Origin of the sequence: Methylobacterium sp. J-068 (genome assembly GCF_022829445.1) — a bacterium.
Classification (GTDB): Bacteria; Pseudomonadota; Alphaproteobacteria; order Rhizobiales; family Beijerinckiaceae; genus Methylobacterium.
The window spans coordinates 47,736-61,056 of record NZ_JAKSXY010000061.1; the positions used below are offsets into that span (position 1 = coordinate 47,736).

Annotated in this window: 9 protein-coding genes; 5 read left to right on the forward strand and 4 right to left on the reverse strand. The window is 72.6% G+C overall.

Going from position 1 to position 13,321, the window contains the following annotated elements; genetic code table 11:
* Positions 1 to 16 precede the first annotated feature (16 nt).
* The 3 genes from MKK54_RS07650 to MKK54_RS07660 are packed head-to-tail and all read right to left on the reverse strand — an operon-like array spanning position 17 to position 3,796.
* Positions 17 to 2,269 (reverse strand): xanthine dehydrogenase family protein molybdopterin-binding subunit, encoded by a 2,253-nt coding sequence (locus MKK54_RS07650; RefSeq protein WP_244010194.1) that lies wholly within the window; start codon positions 2,267 to 2,269, stop codon positions 17 to 19.
* A 10-nt stretch (positions 2,270 to 2,279) separates the two neighbouring features.
* Positions 2,280 to 3,293, reverse strand: coding sequence for an FAD binding domain-containing protein (locus MKK54_RS07655; RefSeq protein ID WP_244010195.1), 1,014 nt, complete (start codon positions 3,291 to 3,293; stop codon positions 2,280 to 2,282).
* Positions 3,290 to 3,796, reverse strand: a complete 507-nt coding sequence (locus MKK54_RS07660; protein WP_244010196.1) for a (2Fe-2S)-binding protein — start codon at positions 3,794 to 3,796, stop codon at positions 3,290 to 3,292. Before MKK54_RS07660 ends, MKK54_RS07655 begins: the two co-directional genes overlap by 4 nt.
* Before the next feature lie 260 nt (positions 3,797 to 4,056).
* On the opposite strand from MKK54_RS07660, the gene MKK54_RS07665 reads away from it, so the two are divergent.
* The 5 genes from MKK54_RS07665 (at position 4,057) to MKK54_RS07685 (ending at position 11,065) form a co-directional block, all read left to right on the forward strand.
* The gene (locus tag MKK54_RS07665) at positions 4,057 to 5,451 is read left to right on the forward strand and encodes a M20/M25/M40 family metallo-hydrolase (protein ID WP_244010197.1); all 1,395 of its coding nucleotides are present in this window, start codon (positions 4,057 to 4,059) and stop codon (positions 5,449 to 5,451) included.
* Positions 5,452 to 5,527: 76 nt separating this feature from the next.
* Complete coding sequence (locus MKK54_RS07670; RefSeq protein WP_244010198.1) at positions 5,528 to 6,232, forward strand: hypothetical protein; 705 nt, start codon at positions 5,528 to 5,530, stop codon at positions 6,230 to 6,232.
* Entirely contained in the window at positions 6,229 to 8,163 is a 1,935-nt protein-coding gene (locus MKK54_RS07675; protein WP_244010199.1) for a glycosyltransferase, read from the forward strand. Before MKK54_RS07670 ends, MKK54_RS07675 begins: the two co-directional genes overlap by 4 nt.
* The gene (locus MKK54_RS07680; RefSeq protein WP_244010200.1) at positions 8,160 to 10,214 is read left to right on the forward strand and encodes a glycosyltransferase; all 2,055 of its coding nucleotides are present in this window, start codon (positions 8,160 to 8,162) and stop codon (positions 10,212 to 10,214) included. Before MKK54_RS07675 ends, MKK54_RS07680 begins: the two co-directional genes overlap by 4 nt.
* A complete protein-coding gene (locus MKK54_RS07685) occupies positions 10,211 to 11,065 on the forward strand; it encodes a hypothetical protein (protein WP_244010201.1) in 855 nt (284 codons plus the stop codon). Before MKK54_RS07680 ends, MKK54_RS07685 begins: the two co-directional genes overlap by 4 nt.
* 38 nt (positions 11,066 to 11,103) lie before the next feature.
* On the opposite strand, the gene pbpC is transcribed toward MKK54_RS07685, so the two are convergent.
* On the reverse strand, positions 11,104 to 13,317 hold the full coding sequence (gene pbpC / locus MKK54_RS07690) for a penicillin-binding protein 1C (RefSeq protein ID WP_244010202.1): 2,214 nt from the start codon (positions 13,315 to 13,317) through the stop codon (positions 11,104 to 11,106).
* Positions 13,318 to 13,321 lie beyond the last annotated feature (4 nt).

The window sequence follows — 13,321 nt, forward strand, 5'->3', positions numbered from 1 at the left end:
GATATCAAGCCGTGCTTCAGCCGATGATCTTGTCGATGGTGATCGGCAGGTCACGGATGCGCTTGCCCGTGGCGTGGAACACCGCGTTGGCCACCGCCGCCGCCGTGCCGACGATGCCGATCTCGCCGAGCCCCTTCACGCCCATCGGGTTGGCCTTGTCCTCCTCGTCGACGAAGATCACGTCGATGTCGTGGATGTCGGCATTCACGGGCACGTGGTACTCGCCGAGATTGTGGTTCATGAACCGGCCGATGGTGTGGTCGAGCATCGATTCCTCCTCGAGCGCGGAGCCGATGCCCATCACCACGCCGCCGAGGATCTGGCTGCGGGCCGTCTTGGTGTTGATGATCTTGCCCGCCGCGATCGCCGAGACGATCCGGGTGACGCGGACCACGCCGAGGTCCTCGTCGACCTTCACCTCGGCGAAGATCGCCGAGTGGGTGTAGCCGGCGAAGTCCTTGGCATGGCCGGAATCCGGGCCGGCCGATCCGGTGGCCTCGATGGCGTCCATCCCGCCCGCCCGCATCACCTCCGTGATGGCGATGCCACGCGCGGGGTCGCCCGCGACCGAGATGCGCCCGTCCTTGAACACCGCGCGCTCGAAATCGACGTTGGCCAGGGGTGATTCGTCGAGCCCGCGCGCCAGGGTGAAGACCTGCGCGGCGATCTCGCGGCACGCCCGCATCACCGCCGTGCCCGAGGAGGCCGCCGTCCACGAGCCGCCGGCGATCGGCGCGTCGGCGAGCTTCGAGTCGCCGAGCTTCGTCGTGACGTCCTCCATCGCCAAGCCGAGGGCATCGGCGGCGATCTGCGTCAGGATGGTGTAGGTGCCGGTGCCGATGTCGCCCGTCTGGTTGCCGACCACGAGCTTGCCGTCGGCGGTGAGCCGCGCCTGGGCGCTCGATTGCTGCATCATCGCTTCCCAGATGCCGGTGGCCATGCCCCAGCCGACGAGTTCGCGGCCGTCGCGCATGGAGCGCGGCTCCGGGTTGCGGGCCGACCAGCCGAAGCGCTCGGCGCCCTCCGCATAGGCGGCGCGCAGGGATTTCGAGCTGAACGGCTTGTCCTGGGTGCGGTCCTTCTCGGCGTAGTTCCTGAGGCGCAGATCGATCGGGTCCTGCCCCGTCTCGTGGGCGAGTTCGTCCATCGCGACTTCGAGGGCGAACACGCCCGTCACGGCGCCGGGCGCGCGCATGTCGGAGGGGGTGTAGGTGTCGATCTTGGCGAGGCGGTAGTCGAGGGCGACGTTCGGGCAATCGTAGAGGATGGCCGACCAGTTCACGACGACCTCCTGGTAATCCTCGAAGCTCGAGGTGCCGGAGATCGCCTCGTGGCGGACGGACTTGAGTTCGCCGTCCGGCCCCGCGCCGAGGGCGACGGTCTGGCGCACGTCCGGGCGGTAGCCGAAGGTGAACATCTGGTCGCGGGTCAGGGTCACGCGCACCGAGCGCTCGAGTTCGCGCGCGGCCATCACGGCGAGGAAGAGCTGGTATTGCGGGCGCAGGCCCGAGCCGAAGCCGCCGCCGAGATAGGGGTTGAGGACGTGGACGTCGTCCTTCTTCATCCCGAACACGCCGGTGATGTAGCCCAGGCTGTTCGAGACGCCCTGGATCTTGTCGTAGACGGTGAGCTTGCCGTCGCCTTCCCAGACCACCGTGGAGGCGTGGGGCTCCATCGGGTTATGGTGCTCCACGGCCATGTGGTAGTGGTTGGTGAGCTGGACGGGAGCGGAGCGATAGGCCCCCTCGGCATCGCCCCAGGGCTCCGGCGGCGGCTTGATGCCCGAGCGCTTCTTCGGCGGCACGTAGGCCGCGTCCTCCAGGGTTCGCAGGTCGGTCGTCGGGACGTCGGCCTCGTAGGTGAGCCTGACCAGGGACGCGGCGTAGCGCGCCGTGTCGAAATCCTCCGCCACCACGAGCGCGACCGGCTGGCCGCTGTAATGCACCCTGTCGTCGTAGAGCGGCCGGAACGGCGAGCCGGGGGGCGCGACCTGATCCTGGTAATTGTAGTCGAGCCAGGCGGTGCGCGGCCGGTTCTCGTGCGTGAAGACCTTGAGGACGCCCGCCACCGCCTCGGCGGCCGCCGTGTCGATGGAGAGGATGCGCCCGCGCGCGATGCCGCCCGACACCACGTAGCCGTGGGTCAGGTCGGGGGCGGCGAACTCGCCGGCGTATTTCGCCTGGCCGGTGACCTTGGCGGGGCCGTCGACGCGGCTCTGCGCCGTGCCGACATAGGTGTCGCTGCCTGATGTGTTGATGCTGCTGGCCATGGGGGTTCCTTCAGGCGATGCGCTTGTCGGACTGCGACTGGGGCGTGCCGGCGGCGGCCTGGGCGAGGCCGCGGGCGATGGCGCGCCGCGCGAGTTCGATCTTGAACGCGTTCTCGGATTGGGGCCGCGCCTCGGCCACCACGATGTCGGCGGCCGCCGCGAAGGTCTCGGGCGTGGCGGGCTTGCCCGTGAGGAAGGCCTCGGCCTCCGCGTTGCGCCAGGGCTTGTGGGCGACGCCGCCCAGGGCGAAGCGGGCGGCCTCGATCGTGTCGCCGTCGAGCCGCATCACAGCCGCCACGGAGACCAGGGCGAAGGCGTAGGAGAGCCGGTCCCGCAGCTTCAGGTAGGTGTGGTGGGGGCCGAATTCCGCGTCGGGTAGGTCGACCGAGAGCACGATCTCGTCGGGCTTCAGGTTGGTGTCCCGCTCCGGCGCGTCGCCCGGCAGGCGATGGAACTCGGAGAACGGGATCGTGCGCTCGCCCTGCGGACCAGCGACTCGGACCCGGGCCTCCAGGGCGGCGAGCGCCACGCACATGTCGGACGGGTGCGTGGCGATGCAGCTCGGACTCGCCCCGAAGATGGCGTGGATGCGGTTGACCCCGCCGATGGCGGCGCAGCCCGAGCCCGGCTCGCGCTTGTTGCAGGGCGTGGCGTCGTCGTAGAAATAATAGCAGCGGGTGCGCTGCAGGAGGTTGCCGCCGGTGGTGGCGGCGTTGCGCAGCTGGCCCGAGGCGCCGGCCAGGATCGCGCTCGACAGGAGCGGATAGCGCGCCTGCACCCGCGCGTCGTAGGCCACCGTGGAATTGGTCACCAGGGCGCCGAGGCTGAGGCCGCCGTCGCGCTCCTCGATCCGGTCGAGGGGCAGGCGGGTGATGTCGACCAGGCGCTCGGGGCGCTCGACGTTGTACTTCATCAGGTCGACGAGGTTGGTGCCGCCCGCGATGAAGCGGGTGTTGGCCCCCGACGCGATGGCGCGGACGGCCTCGTCGACGGTGGTCGGGCGGACGTAATCGAAGCGGTTCATTTCGCGGCTCCCGCGTGCATCACATCCGCGATGGCGTCGACGATGTTGGTGTAGGCGCCGCAGCGGCAGATGTTGCCGCTCATCGCCTCGCGGATCTCCTCGCGCGAATGGGCATGTCCTTCGGAGAGCATGCCCACCGCCGAGCAGATCTGGCCCGGCGTGCAGTAGCCGCACTGGAAGGCGTCGTGCTCGACGAAGGCGGATTGGAGCGGGTGCAGGCCCTCGGGCCCGGCCAGGCCCTCGACGGTGATGATGCTCGCCCCGTCCTTCATCACCGCGAGCGTCAGGCAGGAATTGATGCGGGTGCCGTTCACCAGCACGGTGCAGGCGCCGCACTGGCCGTGGTCGCAGCCCTTCTTGGTGCCGGTGAGGTCGAGATCCTCGCGCAGCAGGTCGAGGAGCGTCGTCCAGGGCGCGACCTGGAGCGCGCGGGTCTCGCCGTTGATCGTCAGGCTGATGCCGATGGTGTTCGCGGCCTGGGGCGAACCGCTTTCGATGAGCATGGCGGTATCCGTGGCTTCGCGGGTCGCGAGACAAGCGCGGCGCCGCTGGTTTTCGAGAAGGCTCGCAAGGGCCGTGGCGGGGAGAAGCATCCGCCCCCGGCCGGTCCACTCGATAACCATTCCAAAAAGCCGGTGTTCCCCGGGTCGCTCTCACGTCCCGGTGCACGCGCCCGATGCGCCGATGGGTTTTGGGGTTTGCGTGGCCGGCGTCGCTTGGGCTAACCCGGTGCCGCCGTTCGCCTTCACTTCAAGGACGCCCGATGACCGCGCTCGCTCCCGTTCTCAACGACATCGACCGCGACCTCGACAACGCGCTGGAGCGGCTCTTCGCGTTCCTGCGCATCGAATCCATCTCCACCGATCCGGCCTACGCGCCCCAGTGCCGGGCGGCGGCGGAATGGCTTGAGGGCACGCTGACGGCGCTCGGCTTCGAGACGGGCATCCACGAGACCTCCCTGCACCCGGTCGTGCTGGCCCACGCGCCCAAGCCCGGCGCGCCGCACGTGTTGTTCTACGGCCATTACGACGTGCAGCCGGTGGACCCGCTGAACCTGTGGGAGACGCCGCCCTTCGAGCCGCGCCTCGCGCTCGACGGCAAGGGCGAAAAGAAGATCGTCGGGCGCGGCGCCTCGGACGACAAGGGCCAGGTGATGACCTTCGTCGAGGCCTGCCGCGCCTTCAAGGCGATGGAGGGCGAGCTGCCCTGCGGCGTCACCATCCTGATCGAGGGCGCCGAGGAGAACGGCTCGCAGGGCCTGCCCGAATGGGTCGCGGCGAATCGTGAGAAGCTCGCCGCCGACATCGTGCTCGTCTGCGACACCAGCATGTGGAACCCGACCACGCCGGCCATCACCACCGCGCTGCGCGGGCTCGCCTATTTCGAGGTGAAGGTGACCTGCGCCGACCGCGACCTGCATTCGGGCTTCTTCGGGGGCGCGGCGCGCAACCCGATCCACGTCCTGTCGCGGATCATCGCCGACCTGCACGATGCCGACGGCCGGGTCGCCCTGCCGGGCTTCTACGAGGGCGTGCGCGAGACGCCGCAGGAGATCCTCGACCAGTGGAAGGGGCTCGACTTCACGGCGGAGAAGTTCCTCGGGCCCATCGGCCTGTCGGAGCCGGCCGGCGAGCGCGGGCGCATGCTCATCGAGCTGATCCAGTCGCGCCCGGCCTGCGACGTGAACGGCATCATCGGGGGCTATACGGGCGAGGGCACCAAGACGGTGATCGCGGGTCAGGCCAGCGCCAAGGTCTCGTTCCGCCTCGTGGACGATCAGGATCCGGAGCAACTCGCCCGCACCTTCGAGGCCTTCGTGCGCGAGCGAATCCCCGCGGACTGCTCGGTGGAGGTGATCTGCTACAAGGGCAGCCGCGCCATCAGCCTGCCCTTCGACATGCCCGAACTCGAGACCGCGCGCGCCGCGCTCGCCGAGGAATGGGGCGTGCCCGCCGTGACCATCGGGGCCGGCGGCTCGATTCCCATCGTGGGCGACTTCAAAAGATTGTTGGACCGCAACACCCTCCTCATCGGCTTCGGCCTCGACGACGACCGCATCCACTCGCCCAATGAGAAGTACGACCTCCGGAGTTTCCACAAGGGCACCCGCTCCTGGGCCCGCATCCTGGCGGCTTTGGGCGCCGGCCGGGCGGCCTGAGGCGCGTGCCGCGGTCGTCGAAGCCGACCGGACGGGTCGGCGCCATCCGGCCTGTCCGCCGCAGCACTGGGGCCGCATGACCGCCGTGTCCGAGCCCCACGCCCGCATCGAGGGCCGCCTGTTCGCGGCCGGCAACGGCGTGCTGGTCTGCCGCCATCCGGTCGGGACCGATCTGCCGATTCCCCTCGCGGCCTCGGCCCCGCCCGGCGTGAGCCTGCTGAGCTGGGCCTTCACGGGCTTCGGCGCGCCCGATCCCGACCCCGCCGGCCTCCTCGTCCTGAACGATCCGGAGGGCGCCCTCGCGATGGGCGGCACGCTGACGCTGGAGACGCATTTTCGCGATTGCGCCATCGCCTGCCCGAAGCCGCGCCCCGTCGCGGAACTGAACGCGCCGACGCGCGCGGCCCTCGGGGCGGCGGTCCTGGCGGCGGTGAGGCCGGGCACCCTGGACGCCCTGGCGACGCTGTTCCCGATCCTGGCCCCGCCCCTCGCGGAGGCGCCCCTGCCGGAGGCGGCACCCCGCCTCACCCTCGCGCGCGACGGCGATAGCGCGGCCACGCTCTCGGGGGCGACGGTGCCGAACTACCTGCTGCTGCGTGCCGGAACGACCTGGAGCTGCGCCCGCGTGGCGCGGGCCGACCTGCGCTTCGGCCCGTCGCCGGAGGCGCGCCTGACCCTGGCGCCGGCCTGGGGCAGCCCGAGGGGGATCGTCGTCGGGGCCGCCCTTCTGCTCGGCAGCGGCAGCGTCGTCCCCGCCGCGATCGGGACGAGCCGCCGATGAGCCGGCCCGCGATCCTAGTGGTGGCGCCGATGCCGCCGTTCCCGACCAGCGCCGGCAACCGCCGCCGCCTGCTCACCACCTGCGCCGCGCTCCAGGGCGGGGGCTTCGACGTCGATCTCGCCACCTACGCGCACGAGGATCAGGTCTACCGGCGCTTCGGCCAGCACCCGCCCACCGACGAGGCCGCGGCCGCGGCCCTGTTCCGACACACCTTCCGGATCGAGCCGGCCGGGACCATCCCGCTCACCACCCGCGCGCGCTGCTTCGGCATCGACGATTGGTGCCCCGGCGAGGTCGATGCGTTCGTGGACTGGTACGGACGGACCTACCCGGACACGCGCGCGATCCTGATGAACTACGTGTTCCTGTCGCGCGCCCTCGAGGCCGCGCCGCCGGGATTCCTCAAGCTCATCGACACCCACGACCGTTTCGCCGACCGGCAGCACCAGTACCGGCCGTTCCGGGCCGAACCGAACTTCTTCTACACCGACCGGGCCGGCGAGGCGGCGGGCCTGGCGCGCGCCGACATCGCCCTGGCGATCCAGTCGGAGGAGGCGGCGTATTTCCGCACGATCACCGCGCGGCGCGTCCACCTGCTGCCGCCGCGCTTCCCGGCGCGCCGCCCCTTCACGGCGCCCGCCCGCCTCGCGCGGATCGGCTTCATCGGCCACGGCAACGACCCGAACCTGTTCTCGATCCGCCGCTTCGCGGCGGCCTGGGCCGAGGACTGGGCGCCGGGCCGGCCCGAACTCGTGATCGCGGGCGAGATCGGCACCAGCCTCGGGCAGGCTTCCGGCCCCGGCCTTCGCCTCATGGGCTACGTGCCCGAACTCGACGCCTTCTACGATGCCGTCGACCTCGTGGTCGCCCCGATGCTGATGGGCAGCGGCCTGAAGATGAAGGTCGCCGAGGCCCTCTCCTTCGGCAAGCCGGTCATCGGCACGGCCCTGGGCTTCGAGGGCTTCCAGCCGGTCATCCCGGAGCATCGCGGCCGCACCAGCGCGGAGGTCAAGGAACAGGTCCTCGCCCTGACCTCGGATGCCGATGGCCTCGCACGCCTGAGCCGAGCCTGCGCCGACCTCTTTGCCGGCTACAACGCCCGCGCCGAGGCGGCGGAGACGGATCTGCTGGCGCTGCTTCGGAGCCACCCGACGGACCCTGCGCCCGGACTGCACGGGTCCCCTCTCCCGGACGGAGAGGTTTGTGGGCTTTCCGGACAGGAGGTTCTCGCCTCGTCCGCCGGCCGGCTCCCGGACACCGAGGTGACACCGGACACCCTCGTCCTCGCGGGCGGCACCCTGACCCGCGAGACCTCCCTGCGCTCGAACCTGACCGACGATCCCGATCTCGGCCGCCTCGTCGCGACGGAGCGCGACGCCCCCCCCGGCGCGGGGCCCTATTCCCCGCTCCGGCGGCGCTGGTTCGCCAAGGTTCAGAAGGCCCAGCATGGGAAGGTCGGGCGCGCGGGCGCGACGCCGGATCACGGCCTCGCGGGCTTGCGCCTCGCGCTCTCGCCCGAATGGGTGCGCGATCCGCGCCTGCCCGATGCGTTCCGGGCCGAACTCGCGACGCATCTGGCCGCCCTCAGGCCCGATTGGGAGGCCGAGGCGCGCCTCGTCGGGCTCACGGGCAGCGGCGCCATCCTGGCCCTGTCGCTGCCCCGCCACCTCGCGACGGGGCCGCATCCGAACGCGGCCTTCCTCGTCAGCCCCACGAGCCGCGCCCTCACCCTCGAGCGGGTCACGCCGCTCACCGCCGCGCCGGCCCTGGCCTACGCGACGGCCCGCGCCGACCTGCCCCCCGCCCCGGCCTGCCTGACCTTCGCGGGCGTGAGCGCCCCGCCGGGACCGGCGACCATCCTCTTCCTGCACGACGACCTCGTCGGCCGGATCAGGATCGCGGCCCCCGCACCGGACGAGACCGCCTCATGATGGCCGCGCCCGACATCCTCGACGCATCCTCCGGCCGCAAGGCGGCCCTGGTCGAGGCCGCCCTGATCTGGAACGCGCTGTTCCTCAACGACGTCCGCATCGCGTTCCGCGACGAGCCGGCCCCGCTGGTCTCCGTCGTCATGGTGGCGCGCGGCGCCCGGCACCTCCTCGCCTGGACCCTGACCAAGCTCGCCGCCCAGCAGGCCTTCGCGGGCGCGCCCTTCGAACTCATCCTCGTCGACAACGCCTCCGACCCGGAGACCGGCAGGCTGTTCGGGCGCATCGACGGCGCGCGCATCCTGCTCAATCCGGAGAATGTCGGCTTCGGCCCCGCCTGCAACCAGGGCGCGGCCGAGGCGCGGGGACGCTACCTGCTGTTCCTCAACCCCGATGTCGACCTGATGCCGGGCGCCCTCAAGGCCCTGGTCCAGGCGTTCGAGGAGGCCGAGGATGTCGGCATCGCGGGCGCGCGCCTCGTCTTCCCCGGCGGCATCCTGCAGGAGGCGGGCGCCGGCTTCCAGGACGACCCGCAACTCACGCATCCCGACGGCCGGGGCGTGCTCGACCCCTTCGCGCCGGAGGCGTCCTACGCCCGCGACGTCGGCTACGTCTCCGGCGCGGTGCTGATGATCGAGGCCGGGCTGTTCGCCGAACTCGGCGGCTTCGACGACCGGTTCGCGCCGGCCTATTTCGAGGACACCGACCTCTGCCTGCGCTGCCAGCAGGCGGGGCGGCGGGTGGTCTACCAGCCGCGCGCCATCGCGATCCACGTGGAGAGCGCCACCAGCGTCCGGCGGGCCGACGTGGAGGTGCTGCTCGACCGCAACCGGGCGCGCTTCCGCGAGCGGCACGGGGCCTGGCTGTTCGGCCAAGGGCCGCAGCGCACCGGATTCGCGCCCCGCGACGACGCCCCGTTCGCCCTGCGCGTCCTCTACGTCGACGACCGGGCGCCGCATCAGGATCTCGGGGCCGGGCTGCCGCGCGCCAACACGATTCTCAACGCCATGGCGGATCTCGGCTACGCGGTGACGGTCTGCTCGGTCTACGGCGAGCGCGAGGAGCCGGCCGCCACCTACCGCGACCTCTCGACCCGGATCGAGGTCATCGAGCCCTGCGGCCGCGAGGGGTTCCGCCGCCTGGTCACCGAGCGCGCCGGGTTCTACGACGTGCTCTGGGTCAGCCGGCCGCCGCACATCCGGATGGTCTGCGAGGTGCTGCGGGACCTCGGCCTCACGCCCCGCGACGTCGGGCGCGGCCGCGTGGTGTTCGATTCCGAATCCCTCTTCGCCCTGCGCGAATTCGTCGTCGGCGCCCTCGAGGGCCGTCCCGCCTCGGGCCCCGCCCTGGCCCGGGCCTCGGCCGAGGAGGTGCGTCAGGTCGCGGCGGCGGACCGGGTGGTCTGCGTCTCCGAGGCCGATGCGCGGCTGCTGGCACGAGCCGGGGTGCCGGAGCCGGTGGTGCTCGGCCATGTCCAGGCGCCGCGATTCGGGGCGCCGGGCTTCTCCGACCGCCGGGGCTTCGTCTTCATCGGGTCCCTCGCCCGCGAAGGCGAACCCAACATCGATTCCCTCGACTGGTTCTTCCGCTCGGTCTGGGACGGCTTGCGCGCGGCCCTGCCCGACGCGCACCTCACGATCATCGGAACCGTCGCGCCCTCCATCGCCGAGCGGCTGGCCCGCCCCGGCGTCACCGTGCTCGGCCGGGTCGACGATCCGGGCCCGGCCCTCGACGCGGCCCGCGTCGCCATCGCGCCGACGCGCTTTGCCGCCGGCATCCCCCACAAGGTGCTGGAGACCGTGACGCGGGGGCTGCCGAGCGTGATCACGCCGATCCTGGCCGGGCAGATGGGCTGGCCCGACGGCACCGGCTACCGGGTCCACGACTGGCACGACCCGCGCGGCTTCGCCGGGACGCTGGTGCATCTGCACGAGACGCCGGAGGCGTGGACGCGGGTGCAGCGCGCCGGCCTCGATCAGGTCGGTCGGGAATGCGACGCCGAGGGCTACCGCGCGATCCTGCGCCGGCTCTGCGAGGCGCCGAGCTTCGCATGACGACCCTGCTCCCGATCCCCGCCATCCGCCTCGCCACCCGGCTGGTCCGGCGCCTCACCCTGGGCCGCGTGCCCCGCCTGTTCGACGCCGCCTATTACCGGGCGACCTACCCGGAGGTCGGCCGCTCCGGAATCGATCCGTTCCTGCATTACGTCCGGCGCGGAGCGGCGCAGGGCCACGATCCGAGCGCCGATTTCGACACGGCCTTCTACCGGCGCCAGAGCGGCCCGACCCGCCTCGACCCCGTGCGCCACTACCTGCGCATCGGCGCCAAGGCGGGACTCGACCCGAATCCCGGCTTCAGCACCCGGATGTACGTCACCCGCTACCCCGACATCCTCGTGGCCGGGGTGAACCCCCTCGTGCATTACCGGCTCGATGGACGGGCCGAGGGCCGGATCGCGGTGCCCTCCGCGGCGGAGCCGGGGGAGTGGGTCCCCCTGCAGGGGGTGCGCGAAGCCCATCGCCTGGCCTATCCGGCGGCCGGCGCGACCCGCTTCAGCCTGACCCTGCGCCGCGACGTGGCGGTCCAGGCCTGCCCGACCCACGTGCCCCGGCTCTGCCTCCTCCTCGCCCTCGACGGCACGGAGGTGGACGGGCTGGTCCAGGCTTTCGCGACGTTCCCGGATTCCGCCGCCGACGCGATCACGCTGTCCATCGACACGACCCTGCGCCCGCACCCGCCCCGCCCGACCCTGATCCTTGCCCTGGAGCAATGCTTCCACGGGCCGGGTCCGGACGGCACGGTGCTGATGCGCTACGCCGAGGCGCGGATCTGGGACGTGATGCCGGAGCGCCCGCACGTGCTGCACGTGGCACCCTCGGGTGCCCTCGCGATCGGGCCGGGCTGAGCGAGACCGTCTCCGCTTCGAGCGAGCGGAAGACGGTCTCACTCGATCCGCACCACGACGCTGTCGCTCGCCCCCGTGGCGTCCATCACCGAGATGCGGGCGAAGCCGGCGCCCTCCGGAGCCCAGGCGGACTGGCGCCGGGCGCTGCCCGCCACCGGCAGGCCGTCCACCATCCAGGTCAGGGGCGGCACCCCGCCGAGCGCCTTCAGGGCGAGGCTCGCGGCCGGGGCGGGATCGGAATCCGACAATCCGAGATCGATGCGGGCGCCGTCTGGCGGGTAGGCGATCTTCAGGGCGGCCCCGAGCGCCGCCGACAGGGTCTTGGGGATGTCGCGCCGGATGTGGCGCAGGGGCGGCGGCAGGCCGGCCGTGGTGGTCACCAGGGCCTCGCGCGGCATCGGCACGGGATCGGGCTCGCCCCCGAACCGCGCGAAGGCGTCGAACAGGATGGGGGCCGCGACCACCCGGCCGACGAGCCCCGGCACGGCGTTGCCGTCCGGCCGACCGGCCCAGACTGCGATGGTCACGCGCCGGTCGAAGCCCACCGCCAGGGCGTCCCGGTAGCCGTAGGAGGTGCCGGTCTTGTAGGCGATCCGGCCGGCCAGGGCATTCTCCGGCGGCGGCGCGCCCCGCAGGGTATCGGCGACGTACCAGGCGGCGACCGGCTCGGTGACGCGCGCCTCCGGCGCCGGCTCGGCCCGGATTCCGTCGACGCGCCGCACGAGGTTCGGCACCAGCCCCTGCCGGGCCAGCCCCGAGAACAGGCGGGCCAGATCCGTGAGCGTGATACCGAGGCCGCCGAGCGCGACCGGCAGGCCCGGCGCGGTGTCGCGGGGTAGTTCGATGCGGGCGCCCGCCGCCCGCAGGCGCGCGATGAAGCGGGCGGGGCCGACGGCCTCCAGCAGGTCCACCGCCGGCACGTTCAGGGAGAGCTGGAGGGCGCGCCGCGCCGTCACCGTGCCCTGGTAGCCGAGGTCGAAATTCTCGGGCGCGTAGCCGGAAAAGCGCACCGGCCGGTCGTCGAGCTGCGTCTCGGGATGGGCCAGCCCCGTCTCGAAGGCGAGCGCGTAGATGAAGGGCTTCAGGGCCGAGCCCGGCGAGCGGATCGCGCCCGTCATGTCGATGGCGCCGGCGCGGGTGCCGTCGAGGTAGCCGGGACTGCCGACCTGGGCCAGCACCGCGCCGGTGCGGTTGTCGAGCGCCAGGATCGCCACCGAGAGGCCCGGACCCAGCGCGGCCGCGCGCTCCGTGGCCAGGGTCTCGAGGCTCGCCTGCAGGCGTCCGTCGAGGGTGAGGCGGAGGATCCGCGCGGCCGGGTCGGCGGCATGGGCGGCCTCGGCGGCGTGGGCCGCCAGCATCGGGAAGGGTTTTCGCACGGTCGGCACCGGCTCCGCGCGGGCGGCCTCCGCCTCGGCCGCCGTCACGACGCCCTGCGCCGCCGCGATGTCCAGCACCCGGTCGCGGGCGCGGCGGGCCACGGCGGGATACCGGTCCGGCCGCCGCGCCTCGGGGGCCTGCGGCAGGGCGACGAGGAGCGCGCTCTCGGCGAAGGACAGCCGCGCCGGCTCGCGGCCGAAATAGGCGAGGCTCGCCGCCCGCAGGCCCTCGACCGGGCCGCCATAGGGGGCGAGCGCGAGGTAGAGGTCGAGCACCCCGTCCTTGCCGAGGCACCGCTCCAGCTGCACCGCCCGCACCATCTGGCGCAGCTTGGCGGCCAGCGAGCGCTCGGCGCGGGGCTCCACGAGGCGGGCCACCTGCATCGACAGGGTCGAGCCGCCGGAGACGATGCGCCCGGCAGCCAACCATTGCCACGCGGCCCGGAGGGTGGCGGCCGGATCGATGCCCGGATGGGCGGCGAAGCGCCGGTCCTCGTAGGCCGTGAGCATGGCCAGCAGGCGCGGGTCGACTCCGGATGCCTGAACCGGCAGGCGCCAGCGCCCGTCGGCGGTCGCGAAGGGGCGCAGCAGACGCCCGTCCCGGTCGAGCACCACGGGGGAGCGGAGCTCGGCCTGGGTCAGGTCGAGGGGCGGGAGCGTCTCGACGAAGCGCCAGAGGGCGAGCGCTGGGGCGAGGAGGATGAGCAGAAGGCCGGCAAGAACCCACCCCCCTCCGCGGGAGAGGGGGATCGCGGAGCGACGGGGAGAGGGGGCGACCTCTCCGGAAAAGGCGCGCCCCTCTTGCGGGGCTTCGTCCCGGCCCGCCCCGCTTCGCGGGCCACCCTCCCCCGCGGAGGGGGGAGGGTCGGGTGGCATCGCA